The sequence below is a fragment of the Segatella maculosa OT 289 genome, assembly GCF_000243015.1.
GTDB lineage: Bacteria > Bacteroidota > Bacteroidia > Bacteroidales > Bacteroidaceae > Prevotella > Prevotella maculosa.
In genome coordinates this window covers 42388-64606 of record NZ_JH594508.1, presented here as the reverse complement: position 1 = coordinate 64606, position 22219 = coordinate 42388, and the positions used below count along the sequence as shown (strand labels likewise).

Annotated in this window: 11 protein-coding genes; 8 read left to right on the top strand and 3 right to left on the bottom strand. The window is 45.7% G+C overall.

The features are described 5' to 3' along the window. Window positions 1–120 precede the first annotated feature (120 nt). Window positions 121–1074 carry an Abi family protein gene (locus HMPREF9944_RS10215; RefSeq protein WP_008566169.1) on the top strand — a complete coding sequence of 318 codons (954 nt, stop codon included), beginning with the start codon at window positions 121–123 and terminating at the stop codon, window positions 1072–1074. 46 nt (window positions 1075–1120) lie between these two features. Here HMPREF9944_RS10215 and HMPREF9944_RS10210 read toward each other — a convergent pair whose 3' ends face one another. From HMPREF9944_RS10210 to HMPREF9944_RS10200, 3 genes are all read right to left on the bottom strand, one after another. Beyond that, window positions 1121–7462 carry a helicase-related protein gene (locus HMPREF9944_RS10210; protein ID WP_008566168.1) on the bottom strand — a complete coding sequence of 2114 codons (6342 nt, stop codon included), beginning with the start codon at window positions 7460–7462 and terminating at the stop codon, window positions 1121–1123. Between the two features lie 92 nt (window positions 7463–7554). Then, window positions 7555–9654: a type IA DNA topoisomerase gene (gene topB, locus HMPREF9944_RS10205; protein ID WP_008566167.1), complete on the bottom strand. Its 2100-nt coding sequence runs from the start codon at window positions 9652–9654 to the stop codon at window positions 7555–7557. A gap of 21 nt (window positions 9655–9675) precedes the next feature. Continuing rightward, window positions 9676–11085 carry a DUF4099 domain-containing protein gene (locus tag HMPREF9944_RS10200; RefSeq protein WP_008566166.1) on the bottom strand — a complete coding sequence of 470 codons (1410 nt, stop codon included), beginning with the start codon at window positions 11083–11085 and terminating at the stop codon, window positions 9676–9678. A gap of 298 nt (window positions 11086–11383) precedes the next feature. On the opposite strand from HMPREF9944_RS10200, the gene HMPREF9944_RS10195 reads away from it, so the two are divergent. The 7 genes from HMPREF9944_RS10195 (at window position 11384) to HMPREF9944_RS10155 (ending at window position 22150) form a co-directional block, all read left to right on the top strand. Beyond that, entirely contained in the window at window positions 11384–11938 is a 555-nt protein-coding gene (locus HMPREF9944_RS10195) for an RNA polymerase sigma-70 factor (protein WP_008566165.1), read from the top strand. Window positions 11939–12088: 150 nt separating this feature from the next. After that, the gene (locus HMPREF9944_RS10190) at window positions 12089–12952 is read left to right on the top strand and encodes a FecR family protein (RefSeq protein ID WP_244861151.1); all 864 of its coding nucleotides are present in this window, start codon (window positions 12089–12091) and stop codon (window positions 12950–12952) included. A 683-nt stretch (window positions 12953–13635) separates the two neighbouring features. Next, window positions 13636–17142, top strand: coding sequence for a TonB-dependent receptor (locus HMPREF9944_RS10175; RefSeq protein ID WP_008566163.1), 3507 nt, complete (start codon window positions 13636–13638; stop codon window positions 17140–17142). A gap of 12 nt (window positions 17143–17154) precedes the next feature. Then, window positions 17155–18885: a RagB/SusD family nutrient uptake outer membrane protein gene (locus tag HMPREF9944_RS10170; protein ID WP_008566162.1), complete on the top strand. Its 1731-nt coding sequence runs from the start codon at window positions 17155–17157 to the stop codon at window positions 18883–18885. Between the two features lie 71 nt (window positions 18886–18956). Further along, window positions 18957–19865 (top strand): glycerophosphodiester phosphodiesterase family protein, encoded by a 909-nt coding sequence (locus tag HMPREF9944_RS10165; RefSeq protein ID WP_008566161.1) that lies wholly within the window; start codon window positions 18957–18959, stop codon window positions 19863–19865. A gap of 54 nt (window positions 19866–19919) precedes the next feature. Beyond that, entirely contained in the window at window positions 19920–20819 is a 900-nt protein-coding gene (locus tag HMPREF9944_RS10160; RefSeq protein ID WP_008566160.1) for a glycerophosphodiester phosphodiesterase family protein, read from the top strand. After that, window positions 20819–22150 carry an MFS transporter gene (locus HMPREF9944_RS10155; protein WP_008566158.1) on the top strand — a complete coding sequence of 444 codons (1332 nt, stop codon included), beginning with the start codon at window positions 20819–20821 and terminating at the stop codon, window positions 22148–22150. Before HMPREF9944_RS10160 ends, HMPREF9944_RS10155 begins: the two co-directional genes overlap by 1 nt. Window positions 22151–22219 lie beyond the last annotated feature (69 nt).

Below are 22219 nucleotides of genomic sequence, written 5' to 3'. Positions count from 1 at the left end.
TTTTTTTTGGCATTTTCCTTGCGTATTCAAAAAAAACAGTTAACTTTGCAACCAATATGACCTCCCACGCTTCCCATTAGAACAGCGCACCCGGGGAGGTCTTCGAGTTTATATACGGTTATGAGGTACGAAAAGAAGCCGATAGACACATCTGAGCAGGTAAAAAAACTGCACGATCGAGGACTTGATATTGGAGATGAAACACTTGCTGCCCAATATCTTCATAACATAAGTTATTATAGGTTACGAGCATATACATACCCTTTTCAAAATAATGAGGAAGGTGCTAATCACGAGTTTCTGAGAAAGGACATTTCTTTTCAAGATGTGATAGACCTCTATTGTTTTGACAGGCGTTTACGCTCTTTAATCTTCAATGCCATTGAAAAAATCGAGGTGGCATTAAGGACACGAATAGCCTTAACTTATTCCGTTGATGAGAATGATGCCTTTTGGTTTCTCAATCATAAGCTATACTATCAGCACGATAAGTTTATCGCATTGACACGCAACGAGGTCATAGACGGTAAGCCTGTTGTGGGTGATTTGATGAAAGAGGTCAAGCGAAGTAATGAGGAATTTATAGCCCATTATTATCAAAAATACAGCGAACCAGCTTTTCCGCCGGCGTGGATGACCTTAGAGGTTGTTTCTATGGGAACATTGAGTAAGTTGTTTTTTGCTCTGGACAAGAATAATCCTTCAAGTAAAACTATATGCAGGGATTTGGGACTTTACAATGTCGACATTCTGAAGAATTGGATGCACGGTTTATCGTCCTTGCGCAACACCTGTGCCCATCACAGTCGTGTATGGAATCGTCGCTTTACAATAGGATTGAAGTTTCCTTATAGGACGAGCCATCCTTTCTTGTCAAAGCAAGAGGCTGCAACGATAAGGGACAATAAATTGTTTGCCTACCTATCTGTGATTTTGTATTTACAACAAATAATCAGTCCTGACAGCTCGTTTAGAAAAAAATTGCTCAACCTGTTGGATGAATCTCCTAAATTGGTTGTCTTGAAAGATATGGGCTTTCCTGAAAATTGGAGAGAATACACTTTGTGGGAATAATATAATTCGATGAGGGTGTGCCATTTTGACACACCCTCATCATTATTTATCGTAGTCTGGATTTTGCAACATATCCCTTACTTTCTTCTTGTTTGTTTCTATTATTCATAGCACTTGAATAGATTATGCCTTCCTCGTCCTTTTGAGTATTTTGGTTATTATTACTATTTTGCCTTAAATACTCGGGCTGGTCATTTTCGTTTAATTTTTCATTTTCTTCATTTGACTCTTTCAATGTAAGGGCTATCTTTCTATCCAACTCTGCTGATTGTCCTTTAAGTGCACGAAGCTCGTTCTCTTTCTTCCACGAACCGTTTGCAATGGTAATGTAAACATCCTTATTGGCTGCTACCTTTTCCATTTCCTTCTCATGCGACTCAATCACTTTTGGAATTCGTTCCAAGGCATTTATAAAGTTTTGACAGGCAAGTTTCGGGTCAGTTGCCAACTTTCCATTATTGTAAGTGTAGTAGATAGACTCCTGCCCTTTCACAAAAAAGCGGTTCACTGAACAGTCAAACAAGTCTTTTGAAGTGCTCTCCGTCTTAACCATGATGGAAAAACCATAAACTTCACCGATTTTATTATACTCTCCTTTGGTGCGAGCTTTTTCGTCTATTTCTTGTAAACGTGCAGCAATAGCCTTGATGTCGGTACTGTCTTCCACACCTTTGATTGTCAGCTTGTTGATGGGTTGTCCATCGGCATCACGTTCTACACGCTGCTCAAAGAGAGCTAAGTCAGACTGTGCCTCTTTGATTTTATCCGTATGGAAGGACACGGAACTTTCAATCTCTGCCAACTTGCCCGTTGCGGCATCACGCTCACGGAGGAAGTTCTTGCGCTCTGATTCCAAGGTGGTAATCTTCTTATCCAATCTTGCTTTCTCCAAAAGGTCGGTATTACCTGAAAGCACTGCTACGTATTCGGAGAAGTTCATGCCGCTGTCCTCATCCATTGAACCCTCATCGATGGTACGACTGCCAAGCGTGTTTGTCTTTAGCTGATTAATGAAGAGCTGCTTGTTGTGCAGCAGGTTAAACTTGTAGCTATCCAAGGAACGTTCCACGGCATAGATAATCACATCGACTTTGTTGTTCGCAAATTCCTTGGCGATAAGGTTTCCCTTGCGCACCGCTCGTCCGTTACGCTGCTCTAAGTCCGAAGGTCGCCAAGGCGTGTCCAAATGATGGACCGCCACGGCACGTTGCTGAGCATTCACACCAGTACCCAACATGGATGTAGAGCCGAAAATAATACGAATATCTCCACGGTTCATCGCATCTACCATCGCTTTTTTTGCCTTCTCGTTCTTACACTCTTGGATAAAGCGTATTTCGTAGGAAGGGATATGATAGTCCTCTACCAACTTACGCTTTATCTCAGAATAGACGTTCCATTCGCCAGGCTTGTAAGTCCCCAAATCAGAGAAAACAAACTGCGTTCCTTTTTGTGTATCGTACTTTTGATAATAGTCATTGAGCATCTTGGCACAGTGACTTGCCTTGTTGTCGATATGATCTGAGTAAGCATTTTCATCAATCATGCGTAAATCTAAGCTCATCTTTCTGGCGTAGTCTGTTGCAATCAGCATCTTTGCTCTTTCCTCGCTCTCACTGAGCGGCGCACGTCCCAAAAGCGTGGCATCGCCACTCTTGGCAAACTCCATCAGTTTGCCGATAAAGACTTCCTGCTCCGGCGTTGGCGGAATGTTGTGCAGTATCTCGTTCTTCTCTGGTCGGTCAATACCGATGTCCTTTGCCGTGCGAAAATCGCAAATCTCCGCATAGAAGGCGGCAAGTTCCGGCACCTTGATGAAGGTGCGGAAACGCTCCTTCTGGATAATCTCATTGGTGATGGAGAACTCATAGTCGGTAGATTTCTTGGCAAAGACCGCCGCCCAAGCGTCAAAGCTGTTGATGCCCTGCCTCTCCAAAGCCTGCGGACGCAGATACTTGAACAGAAGATATAACTCCGTCAGGCTATTGGAAATGGTCGTTCCCGAAAGGAAAGTGGCTCCCAAGTCCTTGCCCGACCGCTCCTGTATGGTGCGAATGGCAAAGAGCATGTTTAAGGCACGCTGTGAACCATCAGGATTGCCCAAACCCGACACACGGTCGTGGCGGGTGTTGAACATCAGGTTCTTGAATTGGTGCGATTCATCTACAAAGAGGTGGTCGATACCCATCATCTTGAAATCTACGGCATCGTCCTTGCGTTCGGCGATGCTGTCCTGTATGTTCTGTAACTTGGCTTCAAGCGTCTGCTTGCGTTTTTCCAGTCCTTTGAGCATGCCACGGGAGATGTCTCTTCCTTGTTGTCGCAACACTTCGAGATTTTCTTCCACGGAGTCCAGTTCCTTCTGCATAATCGCTTCCTGTATCTCCAAAGCTTGCGGTATCATGCCGAACTGTTCGTGCGTAAGTATAATACAGTCCCAGTCGTTGTTCTTGATATCGTTAAAAATACGTTGGCGGTTCTGCTTATTAAAATCGTTCTTACCTGGATAGAGTACCTTAGCATTAGGATAAGCTTTCCTAAAGGTATCGGCAATATCGAAGACGTTTGCCTTTAGTCCGATAATCATCGGTTTGTTTGCCAGTCCCAAGCGTTTCATCTCGTAGGCTGCTGTACACATGATGAGCGTCTTGCCCGCTCCCACCTCGTGGTCGCAGATGCCGCCACCGTTGGTTTTGAGCATCCACACGGCATCCTTTTGGCTCTTGTAAAGGTCGGCAATACCCAATCGTTTGAGGTCAAGGTCGGGAAACGTCTGGTGCGTACCGTCAAAGTTGGGTCGCACAAAACAGTTGAAAAGGCGGTTGTACCTGTCGGAGAGCTGCTGTTTGAACGTATCAGGCGTGCGTCCGAGCCAATCGACAAAGCCCTGCCTGATTTCCTCAATCTTGGCATTCGCCATCTGGATGGCATGTCCGTCCCTTACTTTAATGGTCTTGGTCTCTCCCGTAACCTTATCTGTCACTTCCTTGCTCTTGTTGATGTCGGGAATGGTATTGTGCAAGGCGTGCTTCAGGAGATTGATGCCGTCATAACGGCGAAACTCACCCTGTACGGCATACTTGTGCCAGATATTGGCATTCTTTCGGTCGCAGACAATGGAATACTCGTCCATGTTGGAATGGTAGGATACGCCAATATCCGTCCCGAAAAACTCCGAAGCGAACCTGCCATAGACTTTGGCAGGTATCCAGCGTTCACCGAGATTGAAGTCAAGGTCTGCAAATGGAATGGGTGTTGGCGTGGCTGCACGCAGGGCAGCAAGGCTCTGTTTTGCCTCTTCGTGGTCGGGATGATCCAATAGCCACGACTCGATACGCTCTGCCTTTTCTATTACATTGCCCGAAATGAACTTGTCCGCCACTTCGTAGGCATTCTCTTCGGGATTGAAATATATACGACCTTCCAAGGAAGAAATGATGTCGCTTTCCTCCATATCAGGTAAAAGCGAACTCATGTAGTCAAGTTCCACCGTACCGTACTTGTTGAGCGATGCACCCAGTGCCTCCATCGGGTCTGTGGCAACGGTCAGTTCCGTGGTGGAAAATGCCGTAGGATGGTCAAAGATGTCCGCCTTGACGTACCTGCCGTTCTCGGAGCGTTCCAAGAAGAGCATTTCTACGCCTGTAGCATCCATCTTGATGATGTCGGTGTTCGCCTTCTGGTTAAAGTAGCCCCAGCGTGCAACATAGTCATCATACAGGCGGTTGAGCCTGCTGCGGTCCTCCTTGTCCTCTGCATGGTTTTCCGCTTCGTAGTCATAGAGACGATGATAGCACTCTCGTATCTCAATATAGCTTTTTAGGCGGGAAAGCTGGGCATACGGCAAGTCCATCGGGTTAAAGGTCGGATGTCGCTTTAAGTCAGAAAGAAACCCCACCTGCCCTTTCTGCACGACAATGGAGCCGTCTCTCAGGTGTGAGTCCGGCGAAGAGAGAAAAGGGCGCGGGGAAGCGTCAAACTCCTTTCTGACTTCCGCTATCGGTTTTGGCTTGCGCTCCTCGGCTTCATTCATGAAGTCGAAAAGGGATGGCTCACGTGGAGAGGAAGAAACTGCTTTCCTGCTACTACGGGTACGGCGTTTGGGTACGGCTGCCGGCTTTTGTATCTTGCTCTCCAATGGTTTTAAGGTGTCGGTTTGTGACGTGGGGTGCTGCGTATGTGAACTTGTTGTACCTTCCTTGATTTCATTATTGACACGGCTTACTTCTCTTGTCCAAAGGCTGTATTCCTCCGGGGCAAATAGTGACAGCTGCTCCGGTTGTCCGATGTCTTCCATGTTATTGTCCACCACTGGATGATGATCGTCGTCAAAGAATATCGTCTGCCCGTTCATTTCTCTCGGGGCTTCAATATCCGTACGAATTCCCTGTGTTTCCTGCTCGTATTGACGATGAAGTGTCAAGGTAGGTACGCCTTCGGGTGCTATCTCAATAGGCGTGGGAGACTGTTCCGGCATTGATTGTTGTGATACAGTTTTCACTGATGGTGGTTGCAATGGGTGTGTCTCTCCGTTAGAAATGGTATTTTCTGTTGTCTGTGCCTTGGTAATGGTGAAATCGTCCGCCTCTATGACTTGTCCGACATTAATTCCTGTTTCAGTTTCTAATTCTTCCTTGGGCGTTTTGATTTCAGAAACACCGTTCACAATCTCCTTAACCGTGTCTTCTGTATTTGTTACCGCTTCTTCCTTGATTTCCTCTGCCACCACCTCTTCTTTGGTATATTGTCCCCTGACGATTTCTTCCAACTCTGCAATTTCGTGCAGTTTCTTAGGAGAGAAGTACAGATCACGTTCAATCCCCAGTCCTCTTACTTTCACGCCTTCCATCTCATCGAGGGACATATTGCCAAGCTCCCAGCCGTAACCCATCGTCACGGCACCGAAGCCAATACGGCTCTTGGGGTCATACTCCAGAAGGTAGGCTGTGTATGCTCCCATAGGAAAGAAATAGCGTGCATAGGCAACCTTATCGCCAATGAGTTCCTTTTCCGTCGAATAGAGTTTAGGCACTTGCTTCCTGATACTGTCGGGCATCAGGTTATGAGCGTCAGTATCGTCTTCCTCCTTTGTTTCCATCATTTGCGGTTTTTCTTCCGTCCGCACGTCAACTCCTAATTTTTGCAGCATTTCATCAACCCTCACCTGCCATTCTTCCTTGGTCATCGGTATGCCAGTTTCATAGAGCTTACGGTCGATACGTTGTCCCATTTCAAGGGAGAGTTGTGTTCGGAGACTTTCTGCCATTTCTTCTATCCCTCCTGTGAACCGATACTCCCATGCCGGTCTTCCATAAGGGTCTGTACCCATTATGCGCTCTGTGGCAATGGTGCGATGAGAAATGTCTTTCCAATCTCCTACAAAAAGTGAGTTGTGCTTGAAGACGACAGAAGAGCCTTCTTCCTTAGGAACGGAAAGAGTTTCTACAAACTGCTGTTCGATGCCCTCGCTGATTTCTTTACCCGTCTGTTTCTGCAGGACGATGAGGTCACTGCCTACGTCCGTTCCTGCATTGTCTGAAAACATACCCGATGGCAGTCGGAGAGCGGAGATAAGGCGACTGTTCTGCATGAGGTAACGGCGTATGGCCTCATTGCGGGGACTGTCCAAAACACCCTGTGAAGTGATAAATGCCAGTAAGCCACCTTCCTTGATGCAGTCCAGACCTTTCACGAAGAAGTAATTGTGAATGGCACGTGTTGACTCACGTTTAAGAGTGTCCTTGCCTTTGCTGTATTCTCGGTCATAGACCATGAAATCACCGAAAGGAATGTTACTTGTAATAAGGTCGTATTTGTCTTTGTTTTCTAACTCCCCAATGGCTTCAAAAGGCTCGTTGCGAACGAAGATATTGCCTTTGCCATAAGGGTGCAGGGCTTGGCTGATACGAGCAGTAAGCAAGTCTTTCTCCATTGCATCTACGACTCCAGCCTGCCTTGCAAAGGTCTCGGCAAATGCTCCCATCCCCGCTGACGGGTCTAAGCATCGTCTTACCTGCACGTTTGTGGAGGCAAGTGCATCTGAGATGGCAGAAACGATACGGGTATCGGTATAGAAGGAGGTCAGTACGCTTGCCTTGATGCTCTCCCAGTACCGCTTGGCGGTGTTGGCATCAACGGCATCACGATAAATCATCTGCTTGAGCTGCTGTGTCGGCTCAAAGAGATTCTGCTCTGACTTGCTCCAATAGCGGATGTCATCGGGGTTATCTGTGCGGTTGAGTACACATTTCAAGCCACCGAAGCCCTGATAGTTTTGTAAAATACTTTTCTCAGCTTCGGTGGCTTCACGGCGTTCTTTCTCTAAGCGCAAGACCACACGGATAGCTTCCGTGTTGGCTTGCAGGACTTCTTTTTTATTGTATGCCATAGGGTTTTCTTTTAAAAGGTGGAGGTAAAAAGGTCGGGAGATATAAGTATTACCTCCCGATCTATATCTGTAAATCTCCGTTTCTGTCGGGATTATTTTCCTCTTTGTTTTCCTTTCTTGTTCTCAAACTCAAAGGAAGTGTCGTAGTCTTCACCCAGAACCAGTCGGGCATTGAATTTCTTGCCAGCCTTGCTGGTCAGTCCTTTAAGGATAGGCGTACGACCGGATCTTATCAAGTCACGGATGTTATCTTCAGAGAGAAGTATGCCGCAGACTTCACGAAACACGTGGAAGCCACAGGTCTCATGCCTGCACTTGGCTACCTTGGCATAGATGCCGACACTCTGTTGTCCGCATTTTGGGCAGCGGTAAACAGGATAGGACTTTTGTTCGGGAGTAAGTGAAAGGAGTTCCTCACAGATGGTACTTACATAAGAGTTGATGCCTTGTGAGAACTTATCAGATGGCATCTTTCCTGCTTCAATAGCGGCAAGGGCAAGTTCCCAACTGCCTGTCATCTCCGCATTGGCAATCTTCTTGTCCTTGACTATTTCATAGACAGCTAGGCCTTTTTCTGTCGGTATGATGGCTTTCTTGTCTCTTCGGATATAGTCACGGAAGATAAGCGTTTCGATAATGTTGGCACGGGTAGCAGGTGTACCGATACCACACTCTGCCATTGCCTTGCGCTTATCGTCTTCCTCCACTTCCTTGCCTGCGTTTTCCATAGCAGAAAGCAGTGTCGCTTCTGTGTAGAGAGGTTTAGGTTTGGTCTTATGTTCGGTTATTTCAGCAGAAACAAGTGACAAAACCTCTCCCTCCGTCAAATCAGGCAATGAAGGTAAAACCTGTTCATTGTCGTTTTCCTTCTCCTTTTCCTTTTTCTTTTTCTCTGCATCAGTAACCTGCTCTTTCTGTACGACTTTCCATCCCAAGGAAATCTGCCTACACGCTTTCCAAGTAAAGATGTTGATACCGTCAGTAAACCGCACTTGCATACGCTCTTCCTCGGAGTTGGGAGAAAAGGCTTCGACAAAGCGGGTTACCACCATATTATATATGGTAATCTCGTCCGTCGACAATCCTGATGGTGTTTCACCTGTCGGAATAATGGCGTGGTGGTCGGTAACTTTGGTATTGTCCACAGAATGGCGGTTAAGTGGATTTGATAGTGGCATGCCTACCTTGCGCAGCAGGGCGGGGACTTCCTCGAAGACATCCTCGCTGATGTATCGGCTGCCAGTGCGGGGATAGGTCGTGATTTTCTTCTCATAGAGGCTTTGGGCTATCGAGAGGGTCTTGTCTGCAGAAAAGCCGTGGCGTCTGTTGGCATCCTTCTGCAAGGCAGTAAGGTCGTACAAGAGTGGTGGCGGTGTACCAGCCACCTTTCTTACGACCGATTCCACTGTAAGCTGGCTCTGACTGCGAAGCGTAGTGAGGGCTGTCTGTGCCGATGCTTCACTCTCATAGTCTGTAATGCCAATGGCTTTCAGCGACACGCCCTCTTTCTCCATGAGAGCGGAGAGTTTCCAATAAGGCACGGAAGAAAAATCACGGTTCTCTATGTACCGACGGCAGACCATAGCCAATGTCGGGGTCTGTACCCGTCCCAATGAATAGCCTCCCCTGCGGGCAATGGAAAGGGCACGGCTCGCATTGATTCCCACGAGCCAGTCGGCTTCGCTCCTTGCCTTGGCAGAGTAATAGAGATTGTCGTAACAGCTTCCCGGTTTGAGATTTGCCAAGCCCTCACGGATGGCTTTATCTGTGAGGGAGGAAATCCACAAGCGGTCGAAAGGCTTATGGCAGTTTAAGTGTTGGTAGATATATCTGAAGATGAGCTCACCCTCTCGCCCTGCATCGGTGGCGACAATGATACGATCTGCCTTGTCAAAGCAGGAGTGTATCACCTTGAGCTGTTTGAGTGCTGCTGGGTCTGATACATACTCCTTATCCTTACGTACCTGTCGTACCACTAACTGAAAGGGATTGGGACGAATGGGCAGGTCTTCAGCTTTGTAGGCAGAAAAACCGTAGGCTTCGGGCATGGCAAGGGCGATGAGGTGTCCCATAGCCCATGTAACGAGGTTACCGTTGCCCTCCATATATCCGTCCTGCTTGTTCGTTGCCCTCACAATGCGGGCTATGTCTCTAGCTACCGAGGGTTTCTCGGCAATAATACAAGTTGTCATAGTCAATAATAGAATTAAGGGTTACATCTTACGTCCACGGGACTTCTTCTGCTTGTTCTCGTCCTGCTTTTGCTTCTGCTCTGCAGTAGGCTGTGTCTGTCCCGTTTTCAGCGGTTCTTTCACGTTTTTGGTGGCTTCGTTGGTCTTGCCGTGGTTGTTGACCGCAACCTGTGTTTTGTGTTCTTCTGCCACAGCTACCACCTTTCCTTTGCCGGTTTCCTGCTTCTTGTCAGGATTCCATTTATAAAAACGTGGTCTATTCTGTTCCTTGTCCATGCGAACGTATGCGTTGAAAGGTTGCCCCTGTTTGTCCACCATATTCTTTAGAAATAGTGTACGACCGCTATCCAAGGCTTCACGCTGTTTTTCTGATAACTCCAAGCCGCAAAGCTTATGCGGGACGCCTTGCTGCTGTGTCTGTTTGTGTTCCTGTCGTTCTCTTAAACTCTTGTTGTCGCCAAAGATGAACTCAATGCCTTTCTTCTCGGCATTGACCTGAAGCGTGGCATCAAAGGACTTGCCGCTCTTGGCAGTCATGCCTTCCACTTTCACGGCTTTGCCTTCCACAAGGTCTTTATACTGGGCATCGGAAAGGGTAACGCCCTTGATTTCCTTGGGGATGTTCACACGGTCGGCACGCAGGGCTATAATTTCGTTGGTCTGCGGGTCGATGGAGACGTATGCAGAGAATGGTTCGCCAGTCTTGGGTGTCACTTCGATGGTTTTACCGAGATTGCCCGTAGTGAGAAGTGCCTCCTTTTCTTCGGGAGAGAACTTGTAGCCCATATAGGGAAAATCGAGTTGCGGTTCCTTTCTCAAAGGATGAATTGCCAAACCAATATTGCCGTTATCGTCCGTGCGGAAAGCAAGGCGGGCTTCGGTGTAGATAGTAGTGTCTCCAATAGGTACGGCAATCGTCAAGAGATTTGTCTTTTGCCAGTTAAGCATTTTTTCCAACTCTCCGCCTTGCTCCAATCTCTCACGGGAAAGACCGAGATTGTCGAGCATCTTCCAATCCACCTTTTCGGGGTAGATAGCGGTGGCATTCTTCTGCTGGGGCAGATAGTCCTCAAAGGGAATGCCCATCTCTGCCAGTTGCTGTTTGCTTTCTGGCTTTTCACGGCTTTGTAGCATGGTACGCAGGTTGTCCACGCCCTGCTCCACATTGTCTGCCAATACCTTGTACAGTCCAAAATGAGTCGGATTATTGAACTGTTTAAGGAAGTTGGTCATGAAGTTCTTCAGAAGTCCGTCCTTGTTGTTGAACTTTAGGAATGCTGCTTGATTGGCTGCGATTGCCTCGGTGGTTTTAAGGTTTCCCTTGTCGTCAACACCAGACACGACGGACAGCTTGCCCGCTTCCTGCTCATTCTTCACTTCCGTGCGGTCTTCCAAGACCAGCACGTAATTGTCATTGCTGTTTGATTCCATTGCTTGATAATTTTAATGATGAATACTGTTATCAAGCTGCTAAATTATAGGTATATAAAAAGATTGGAACACTTTTGGGAAAAGCGGGAAATAAAAGGAAAGAATATGAAGTTAACCATTATAAAGATTGATAAATAAAACATTATATATCCGTGTTAAATGAAAAAACCGAAAAATAATATATATCTTTTTTATAAGTTCATATAAGAGATACTGATAAAATATTATTTTATTTGGCTAACTAACTAATTTTAGGTATTTTTGTCACAGGAAAATATTTATTAGAGCAAAAGAAAGCATGATTTTTAATCAGAATGAAATAAAAAAGTTGGCAGAGGGGGATGCACGCACTTTCGAGGCATTGCACCGGACCTTTTTCCCCAAGGTCCATCAGTTTGCCCTCATGCTGCTAAAGAATGCTCAGGATGCCGACGACGTTTGTCAAATCATCTTTATGAAAGTGTGGCTGAGGCGAGCACGGCTTTTAGAGGTCGCCAGCTTGGACAGCTATCTTTTCATGCTTTCAAAGAATTCCATTCTGGATTATCTGTCTTCGAGAAAGATGAAAAATAATGACTCGGACAAGATACCGGAAGAAACGGATGCCGTGACCCCTCACGACAATCTGGTGGCAAGTGACACGCAACTGCTGATAGAAATGGTCGTAGAGAATATGCCCGAGCAGCGACAAACGATCTATCGCATGAGTAGAGAGCAGCATCTGAAAAACGAAGAGATAGCCTCAAGGCTCGGCATACAGAAGAAAACGGTCGAGAATCATCTCAATCTTGCGCTAAAAGATATTAAAAATGAACTGTTCCTGATACTGTTCGTCTCGCTCTTTTGGGTGTAGCTCGCTCCCGATATGTCTTTATAGAATAAAAGAATGATTTTCAGAAAAAGGAAAAACAAATCATAAGCGTTTCATATGACAGACACGATAAGAAAAATAATCGCATATTACGCTCATCATGAGGTAAGACCGGCAACAAGAGAAAAGATTTTGAAGCGGTTGGCAGCGACGAAGGACGACAGTATCGCCACGGAAGCCTATCAACAATTGTGGGATGAGATAGAAACGGAGGAACGTATAGAGAAAAAGCGTATGTTCTTGCGAAACCGTTTGTGGCTGAAAGTCGCAGCAGTCTTCCTGCCTGTACTTATATTCGTCGGATTGGCCGAGTTTTATGTCATTAATAACATGAAGCAGGCAGAAGCTCTCACCTTACAATATAAATATACCCAAGAAGGAGAACGCAAGACATTCGTGTTGCCCGATGGGACGAAGGTGGATATGAAAGGTGGAACGGTAATTCAATATCCGGCAACCTTTGATGGCAAAGAACGCAGACTTTACCTTGTCGGTGAGGCTTTCTTCGACATTCATCACGATAGTGCGAAGCCGTTTCACGTTATAACGCCCTATTTTGATATAACCGACATAGGCACTTCGTTCACTGTGTCGTCCTACATGACGACAGACGAGGTCTACGTCTATGTGAAAACCGGCTGTGTGGAACTCCACCCGGAAAAGGGACGCACCACATACAGGCTCTCGGAAGACGAGAGTCTTTCGTACAACGTGAAGAACGGAAGCGTCAACGTGGGCAGAGGACTTCCAAAGTTAGTGCCCGCATGGAAAACGGCACAAATCACCATTGACAATATGACGTTGGAAGAAACGATGAACAAGCTTTCTGAGGTTTACGGCGTTAAAATTTCTATCCGTTCAAGGAAGAACCGTCGTCAATGTGTCACTGCACACTTCAACCGTGGGGAGACTCTTGAAGGAGCCCTTAGGGTCATAGGCAACATCTTTCCTGATTTCCAATACAAAATTGATGGAGACAGTGTTGTCATATACTGAGGTTCGTCGGTAAACGCATGCCGGGCGAGCGAGGCACCATGTTGCCTGTCGTGTGTAAAATGGCTGAGATTGCGCGGTAATACGAGTCATATTGCGCGATGAGACTAGCCATATTGCACGACGAAATAGCTGAGATTGGAAAACGAGGTGTAGGTTGTTGATTATCTATTTAGTTGCCAGTTGACGAGCAAACGGGTGAACAAGTTGATTGTTGTGCGGTATGTAGGGACTTTGATTTTGAACTTTGAACATTGAACTTTGACCTTTATGATTCGTCCTGTTATCAAGATGATTTGCAGGCGAGAGGCATGTAGGGACGCACGGCTCGTGCGTCTGCTCAACCGGTGTGCACAAATGACGAAGGAAAAGAGTGCCCTGCAGGCAGAAATCACACACGGGTTGTTGAGCGTTAGCGAACAAATCGAAACAAATCGAACAAATATTGATGCGTAAAAAGATTTGGAAGATCTGGATAGATTTGGTTGATTTCTCGGCGAGGGCGACTGCGACGGGAAACTTGTCCAATACGGACAGACTTTTCAAAAACGGATTTGGATTTACGGTTCTTGGTCTTATTTTTGATATTTTTTATTTTCTGTTGGGTGTAACGGCAATTTTTAAGGTCTTTAGAAATATAAAAACCCAAAAAACAAAAGAAAACCAACAATCAAAAGTCAAAGTTTATGAACACACGAAGACTCTCGGCCCTTGTCGCAGGGGCTTTTCTTGCAGGCTGCATGACGGTTCATGCCCAGACAGTCTCTCTGGGATCGAACAAAGTGACACTAAAGCAAGCGTTTGAAAAAATCGAGAAAGCCTCGAAGTACCGCATTGTCTACAACGCTACATTGATAGACACGTCACGCACACACTCCGTCTCTAAGACAGAGGGGGACGCCTTGGATTTGCTTAAGCTCGTGCTGCAGAGTGCCGACTGCGAATATGAGATTGACGGAAATTACGTCACAGTGCGCCCCAAAGCGTCAAAGAACCGCTCCAAATCTTCAAACGACAACAAGAGAAAAGTTTCAGGAAAAATCACAGATGCCAACGGCGATCCCATTATCGGCGCCACAGTAATGGTCAAAGGTACGACCAATGGAGCCTTTACGGACCTTGATGGCAACTATGTTTTAGCAGACGTGCCCGAGAATGCCGAGATCTCAATATCTTACATCGGTTTTCAACCCGTTACGTTGAAGGCCTTAGACCACAAACTTGCAAAAATAGTTCTTCAAGAAGACAGTAAGGCCTTGAGCGAGGTGGTGGTAGTGGGCTATGGAACGCAGAAACGTGCCAATCTTACTGGTGCAGTGGCAACCATTAGCGCTGACGACATCGGTAACCGTCCTGTCACCACATCTGCAGGTGCATTGCAAGGTGCCGATCCGTCCGTGAACCTGACTTTCAATTCGGGCTCACTTGACTCCGACTATTCCGTTGACATTCGTGGTGTGGCCTCTATCAATGGCGGTACCCCGCTTGTATTGGCAGATGGCATGGAAGTGAGTCTCAACCAAATCAACCCTAACGATATTGAGTCTGTCTCCATACTTAAAGATGCGTCTGCCTCTTCCATCTATGGAGCCAAGGCCAGTTCGGGCGTTATCCTTATCACAACCAAGAAAGGTAAGGATATGCAAGGAAAAGCCACCATTATGTATAACGGGCGTATAGGCTGGAAACGAAACACCACCTCGACCGATTTTATCCGCAACGGTTATGACTATGTGTCTTTGGTAAATAAATATTACCAATCTTATAACAACAAGCAATGGCTTTCTTATGATGACGAAGGCATGCAGATGTTACTGGACCGAAGGAATGACAAGACGGAGAACCCTAATCGGCCATGGGTTATGACGGATAACCGAGGACGTTATATGTATTATGCGAACTTTGATTGGTACAATTATTTCTTCCGTCAAACCCGGCCGGAGAACGAACACAATGTATCCGTCACGGGCGGTAATGACAAAATGAACTATTTTGTAAGCGGACGAATACTGGATCAGGATGGTATCTTCAAAATATATCACGACAAATACCACAACTATTCATTCCGTGGAAAGCTCAGTGCAAAGCTGAATAAATTGTTCACCTATACCGGGAATGTCAATTTCAATACGACTGAATACAAATATGCCGGTTTCAAGGACGAGCAGCAGACGCTGTATTTCCTCAGTTATAATCTGTTCCCCAATGTTGTGCCGCGTAATCCTGATGGGACGATCGTGCAATATATCAATCAGATGACAGGCAATTCGCCCCTTGGTGGGGGCCATGCCGGTTTCCTGACCGCAAACGAAGCGAGGAACCGGCGTACAAACAAAGACTTGGTGCTTACCAATCAGTTGGATTTGGAAGTGAACAAGGAATTGATATTCACATTCTCATATGCCTATAAAGACCGCAACCGTGTGCGCAGCTACCGTGACATGCCTTTTGAATATTCACGACAGGAAGGGGTCACGCAGACTTTCACGTCTGGAACGATAAAAGACTATTATCAAGAAACCCACGTCAATATCCGTGACCATAACCTTAACATATACGGGACCTATCAACACACATGGGACAAACGACACAACTTCAAAGCCGTCGGTGGTATGCAATATGAAGATTATCGTAGCAACGAACTCTCTGTCACCAAGAATGATTTGCTGAGCAAAGAATTGGCTTCCATGAGCATTGCCACAGGAGAGACCGTTACGACACAAGAGATCAATGCGTTCCGCACACTCGGTTATTTCGGTCGTCTCAACTACGATTATATGGGCAAATACCTTGTCGAGGCAAGTGGTCGTTGGGACGGTACGTCTCGTTTTGCAAGCCATGACAGATGGGGGTTCTTCCCGTCAGCTTCGTTTGGCTGGAGAGTGAGTGATGAGAAATTCTTCGAACCGCTCCATCGTTTCTGGGATAATGCGAAGTTACGATTCTCATTGGGAAGTCTCGGAAACCAGCAGGTTGACACTTATGCATATTTCGACGAGATTTCAACAGACAATTCGATGAGCTATACCTTTGATGGACTCAATAGAGCTTATTACGCAAGTGTTTCGAATCCTAAGTCGGCAAACCTGACATGGGAAACGATAACCACCTACAACCTTGGTATTGATTTGGCATTCTTGAGAAACAGGTTGACAGTTACTGCCGACTATTTCATCAGATATACGAAGGACATGCTCACTCATTCACTGACACTACCTGCTGTCTTCGGTGCAGAGGCCCCCAAAGCCAATTGTGCAGATTTACGTACGAATGGTTGGGAATTATATGTTGGCTGGAACGATCAGTTTAAGGTTGCAGGCAGACCTTTACGTTATCATGTGTCGGCAACCATAGGCGACTATAAGTCTACGATTACCAAGTTTGACAATCCCAACAAACTCATATCCGATTATTATGAGGGCATGACGTTGGGCGACATGTGGGGCTATAAAGTTGGCGGACTGTTTAAGTCTGATGATGAAGCAGCCCAATATCAAGCAAGAATAAACGATAAAGCGGTAAACAACAGAGTCTATAACTCAAAAACAGACAACCGTCTTCGTGCCGGCGACGTGAAGTTTCTGGATTTAGATGGTGACAATGTCATATCGGAGGGCTCTGGAACGGTCAATAACCCCGGTGACAAGCGTATCATCGGTAATAATCTGCCAAGATACTCTTATTCTTTCCGCTTAGGAGCAGAATATGAAGGCATTGACTTCTCGGTGTTCTTCCAAGGTGTCGGTAAGCAGAATTGGTATCCAACCCAATATGCCTACACCTTCTGGGGGCCTTATTCCTTGCCGTCAGTCTCTTTCATCCCAACTGACTTTGAAAGTAAAGTGTGGTCGGAGGCTAACCCCGACGCATACTTCCCCCGACCACGTGGTAACCAAGCCTACAGTGCAGGTGCACTCAACGTGTATAACGACCGGTATTTACAAAATGCAGCTTATTTGCGGCTCAAGAATCTTTCCATAGGTTATACCTTGCCCATCAAGAATAATAAAATATTAAAGAAGGCAAGAGTCTACGTGGCTTGTGAGAACTTGTTTTATTGGTCGCCGATGAAGAAATATACAAAGGCTGTTGACCCAGAACTGGTGAACAGTACTTCTACCTACCAAAGTAAGTCTGGTGTGGGTTACGGATTCTCTAAATCCATATCTGTAGGAGCAGACATAACTTTTTAAACTTGTATCATCATGAATAAAAATAATTTTTTCAGTAGCCTGACTTTATTGGGCTTGTTCGTTTTTTCTTCTTGTAACTTGGATTTGGCTCCAGAAGATACGCTTAGTCCGAAAACGTATTTCAAGAACGGGCCGCAGCTCGAGTTGTGGACAAACCATTTTTATAGCTTGTTTCCCGATGTTGACGACCTTGCCAAACAGAATGCCGATGACAATATCAGTTCTGAATTGGGTGAGACACTGATGGGACAACGCAGTGCCGCAAGCGAAAACGGATGGACTTGGGAACGCTTGAGAGATATCAACTATTATCTCCAGCACTCCAATCAATGTCCTGACGAGCATGTAAGAAAGCAGTATGATGGGGTAGCCTATTTCTTCCGTGCCTATTTCTATTTTGATAAGGTGAAACGCTATGGTGATGTTCCATGGTATGATCAAGTACTGAACTCTAATGACGACAAGTTGCTCGCTAAGCCGCGTCAAGACAGGGAAATCATTATGGATTCAGTGATGCAGGATTTAGACAAAGCCATTGGAATGCTCCCAACAAAGAAAGATCAGGTGCGTGTAACCAAATGGACAGCTTTGGCACTGAAGAGTCGTGTGGCTCTCTATGAAGGAACATTCCGCAAATACCGTGGCATGAACGATGCTGAGAAATACTTAAAACAAGCTGTAGCCGCCGGAGAGCAATTCATTGATAATAGTGGCTATAGGCTCTACACCAATGGGGCCGAACCCTATCGGACATTGTTCAATAGCATTGACGCTGTCGGTGATGAAATTATACTGGCAAAAAGACATAGCAATACTGCAAATGTGCGCCACAGCATTCCTTTCAACATCATCATCTATCGCCAAAGCTTTACAAAGCGATTTATGAATCATTATTTGATGGCTGACGGAACACGTTTCGAGGATCAGGTAGGCTGGAGGACGATGGACTATGCAGCAGAAACCCGAAACAGGGACCCGCGCATGGCACAGACCGTACTTTGTCCCGGATATATTCAGGTGGGGGCAACGAAGGAGACGGCTAATGACCTCAGTGCTTTAACAGGTTACCGACCGATAAAATATGTGAATGCTTCGCCCTATGATGGTTCACTCAAAGCCATCACGGATTATCCGCTTTTTAGAGCAGCCGAAGTTTATCTGAATTTTGCTGAGGCAAAGGCTGAGCTCGGCACTTTGACACAGGCTGATTTGGATAAATCAATCAATAGAATAAGGGATAGAGTCGGTATGCCTCATTTGAATATGGCGGTATCCAATTCCAATCCGGACAATCTGCTCTTGCAATATTATCCGAATGTCACAAGAAGTGCGAACACCGGTGTCATCTTGGAGATAAGACGCGAGCGTACCGTGGAGCTTGCATTGGAAGGATTCCGCTTGTGGGATATCTTCCGTTGGAAAGAAGGGCAACAATTGACCAAGGAATTCGAAGGTTGTTACTTCCCCGGTCCGGGCGAATATGACATGAATGGAGATGGAAAGGCTGATGTGTTGCTATACACTACAACCAAGGGAAATTTCAAAGGGGCGGCGTTCAAAATAGGCAAGGATATCATGCTTACCAATAATACATCGGGGAACATACATGCCCTGAGCAACATCGCCATCACTTGGGAGGAAAACCGCGACTATTTATGGCCTATCCCAGCAAGCGAGCGGGTACTGACTGGTGGTATGCTGACACAAAATCCGGGCTGGACGGATAGTACTAACTTTGATTAATATAAAAGGTTCCAAGGCAAGCTGGCCAATGTTTGCTTTGGGACATAATCAATTCATCAATAAGAAAGCTTATGAAAATTTTTAAGAAAAGCATTGTCGCACTGTTTCTTATGACAACGCCGTCAGCGACAGTGGGACAGACATGCAGGGTTGATACGCTGCTTCAATACATGCACGATAAAGGCAAGTCGAAACATGTGATGATTTTCGCCCATCGTGGCAATTGGCGTAACTCGGCGGAGAATTCTGTTCAAGCATTCCAAGATTGTATTGACGAAGGTCTCGACGGTATCGAGGTGGATCTCCAGATGACAAAAGACGGCGTGTTGGTCATTATGCACGATGACACCCTCGACCGCACGACAACAGGCTCTGGAAAGGTGGCCGACCACACGATGGACGAGCTCCGGAAGTTTAACCTGTTAACTCCCATTGGTGTGAAGACCCGCCAAAAGATACCGACCTTCGAGGAGATACTACGGCTCGCAAAGGATAAGATACTTATTCAAGTAGACAAATGGAAACCTTACGGAAAGCAAGTGGCAGAACTTGCGAAGAAGCATGGTTGCGAACGGCAGATTGTCTTGCGGACAACTGACAGCAGCGAGGTGACAAGAAGAAATTATGGAGAAAGCCTGAACGGCCTCATGCTCATGCCCGTGCTTGTTTGCAAAGGGGGCGACGCGGATAATAAAAGATTGGAAGACTTTATCAAGAACTATTCGTCGCCCGTGATGAGTTTCTCTTTCACGCGCGAGGATTTCCCTATTCTCAAGAAAATCCCTGAGTGCAAGAGGGCCGGCTATCGTATTTGGCTTAACTCACTATGGGATACGTTTAACGCAGGGCACGACGACGAGATGGCGGTTACCAACCCCGACAACAGCTACGGGTGGCTAATCGACCATGGAGCAGATATTATCTTCAGTGACAACCCTATGCTATTAAAGAAATATCTGATAAAGATTAATAGGTGGTAGCAAGAGACCATCAGGCAGAAATCAATAATTCCTTAACTTATAACTTCAATTCACATGCAAAAGAAATTCTTATTGCTCGTTTTCTCGGCAGTCGCTGTTTTCAGCACGGCAGCCGAAAACCGTGCAAATTTAATCAGAGAGAAACTACTCAACAGAGATAATCGCTCTGTAATTGTTGCTTCACACCGTGGCGATTGGCGCAATTTCTGCGAAAACTCGCTCGAAGCCATTGATAATGCGGCAAAAATGGGAGTTGACATCGTTGAAATAGATGTGCAACGTACAAAAGATGGACAGCTTATCCTCATGCATGACCCTAAACTCGATAGGACAACTACGGGAAAGGGACTCATTGCAGACACGACATTGGCTTATATCAAGACCTTACACTTGAAAAATGGCTGTAACATTCGTACAATTCATCGTGTGCCGACATTGAGGGAGGCGTTGCTGCATGCCAAAGGGAAAGTGATGCTGAATCTTGACAAGGCCGACAGATACTTTGATCAAGTGTATAAATTAATGCAGGAAACGGGTACGACCAGACAAATTGTCATGAAGGGTACCAAATCTGCCGAGGAGGTAAAAAAGCAATATGGTGATTACCTTAAGGAAGTGATTTATATGCCCATTGTTGATCTTGATAAACCAAACGCAGTTGAACAAATTGAAAAGTTTATCAGTGATATGCACCCGGTTGCTTTTGAGCTTTTGTTTAAGAAGGACACAAATACCATTCCACTGTCTTTACCGGTAAAACTCAAGGGAAAGGCGCTAATCTGGTATAATACCCTTTGGGATACTATGGCTGGTGGACATGACGATGATATGTCTTTGGAAAATCCCGATAAAGGTTATGGCTACCTTATCGATAAACTTGGTGCACGAATTATTCAGACCGACCGTCCACAGTATTTGATTGAATACCTACGTTCACGTAAACTACACGATTGATGGAACTTTTTAACAGAGTACTTTCATTCTATAAAATCCCGTCTCCGGCTGGCAAGCCCGAGACGGATAAAGAAAGGTTCAAGCGTGTCCGCATCATTTCCTTTCTCACCGCAACGTTGGGCTATGGGGTCTATTATGTTTGCCGACTCAGCATGAATGTCATCCGCAAACCAATGGTAGAGGAAGGCTTCCTGTCAGAGACACAGATAGGAATTATCGGTTCCTGCCTTTTCTTCACTTATGCGATTGGTAAGCTATGTAACGGTTTTATTGCCGATAGAAGTAATGTAAAACGATTGATGGTAACGGGGTTGTTGGTCTCGGCATTGGTTAACCTCATTCTCGGTTTTACCGATTCCTTTTTCCTTTTCGCGTTGTTCTGGGGCATCAACGGGTTCTTCCAATCCATGGGGGCTGCTTCGGGTGTAGTCTCTCTGTCAAGATGGTTTGACAGTAGCAACCGAGGCACTTACTATGGCTTTTGGAGTGCCAGCCATAACATCGGTGAGGCAATCACCTTCATTACCATTGCAATCATTGCGACACAGTTTGGCTGGCGTTATGCATTGATTGGTGCAGGCGTGATAGGTATCGCATATTTTATGGTCATACAAATTGGTATGAAAGATACGCCACAGAAGTATGGCTATTTGTTGGAACAGAAAAGATTGAATAATGAGAAAGGAAATACCGATTTCAATAAAGCGCAAAAGGCTGTCCTGCGTAATCCTGCTATATGGGTTCTGGCTTTAGGCTCAGCTTTCATGTATATTAGCCGATATGCCGTTAATAGCTGGGGTGTTTTCTATCTTGAAACGATGAAAGGCTATTCAACACTGGATGCCAGCTTTATTATCTCCATTAGTTCGGTATGCGGTATTGTTGGAACCATTGCTTCAGGACTTATATCTGACAAGCTCTTTAAGGGCTCTCGAAATGTTCCTGCATTGGTTTTCGGACTGCTGAATGTTGTAGCCTTATGCCTCTTTCTGCTTGTGCCTGGTGTACATTTCGTCATTGATGTCATTGCCATGGTGCTTTTTGGCTTAGGCATAGGTGTATTGATTTGTTTCCTTGGAGGATTGATGGCTGTCGACCTTGCACCTAAGAATGCAGCAGGTGCTGCACTCGGTGTCGTTGGAGTAGCCAGTTATATTGGAGCTGGTGTTCAAGATATTATGAGTGGATGGCTGATAGAAGGTCATAAACATTTTGTAAATGGTTCTGAAGTATATGATTTTACATATATCAATTACTTTTGGATTGGGGCTGCATTGATGTCTGTTATTCTAACTCTTCTTGTTTGGAATGCAAAAGCTAATAACAATTAAGATATAAGAATTACAGATGATCTGTATGACAACAAAACTATTGAATTATTTGCATTTTTTGTTTTCATC

What these genes read in the sequence shown, in the direction of transcription:
- HMPREF9944_RS10170 (WP_008566162.1), top strand. Translation starts at nt 17,155, where the DNA reads ATGAATAAAAATAATTTTTTCAGTAGCCTGACTTTATTGGGCTTGTTC.
- topB (WP_008566167.1), bottom strand. Translation starts at nt 9,654, where the DNA reads ATGACAACTTGTATTATTGCCGAGAAACCCTCGGTAGCTAGAGACATA.
- HMPREF9944_RS10155 (WP_008566158.1), top strand. Translation starts at nt 20,819, where the DNA reads ATGGAACTTTTTAACAGAGTACTTTCATTCTATAAAATCCCGTCTCCG.
- HMPREF9944_RS10165 (WP_008566161.1), top strand. Translation starts at nt 18,957, where the DNA reads ATGAAAATTTTTAAGAAAAGCATTGTCGCACTGTTTCTTATGACAACG.
- HMPREF9944_RS10160 (WP_008566160.1), top strand. Translation starts at nt 19,920, where the DNA reads ATGCAAAAGAAATTCTTATTGCTCGTTTTCTCGGCAGTCGCTGTTTTC.
- HMPREF9944_RS10195 (WP_008566165.1), top strand. Translation starts at nt 11,384, where the DNA reads ATGATTTTTAATCAGAATGAAATAAAAAAGTTGGCAGAGGGGGATGCA.
- HMPREF9944_RS10175 (WP_008566163.1), top strand. Translation starts at nt 13,636, where the DNA reads ATGAACACACGAAGACTCTCGGCCCTTGTCGCAGGGGCTTTTCTTGCA.
- HMPREF9944_RS10215 (WP_008566169.1), top strand. Translation starts at nt 121, where the DNA reads ATGAGGTACGAAAAGAAGCCGATAGACACATCTGAGCAGGTAAAAAAA.
- HMPREF9944_RS10210 (WP_008566168.1), bottom strand. Translation starts at nt 7,462, where the DNA reads ATGGCATACAATAAAAAAGAAGTCCTGCAAGCCAACACGGAAGCTATC.
- HMPREF9944_RS10200 (WP_008566166.1), bottom strand. Translation starts at nt 11,085, where the DNA reads ATGGAATCAAACAGCAATGACAATTACGTGCTGGTCTTGGAAGACCGC.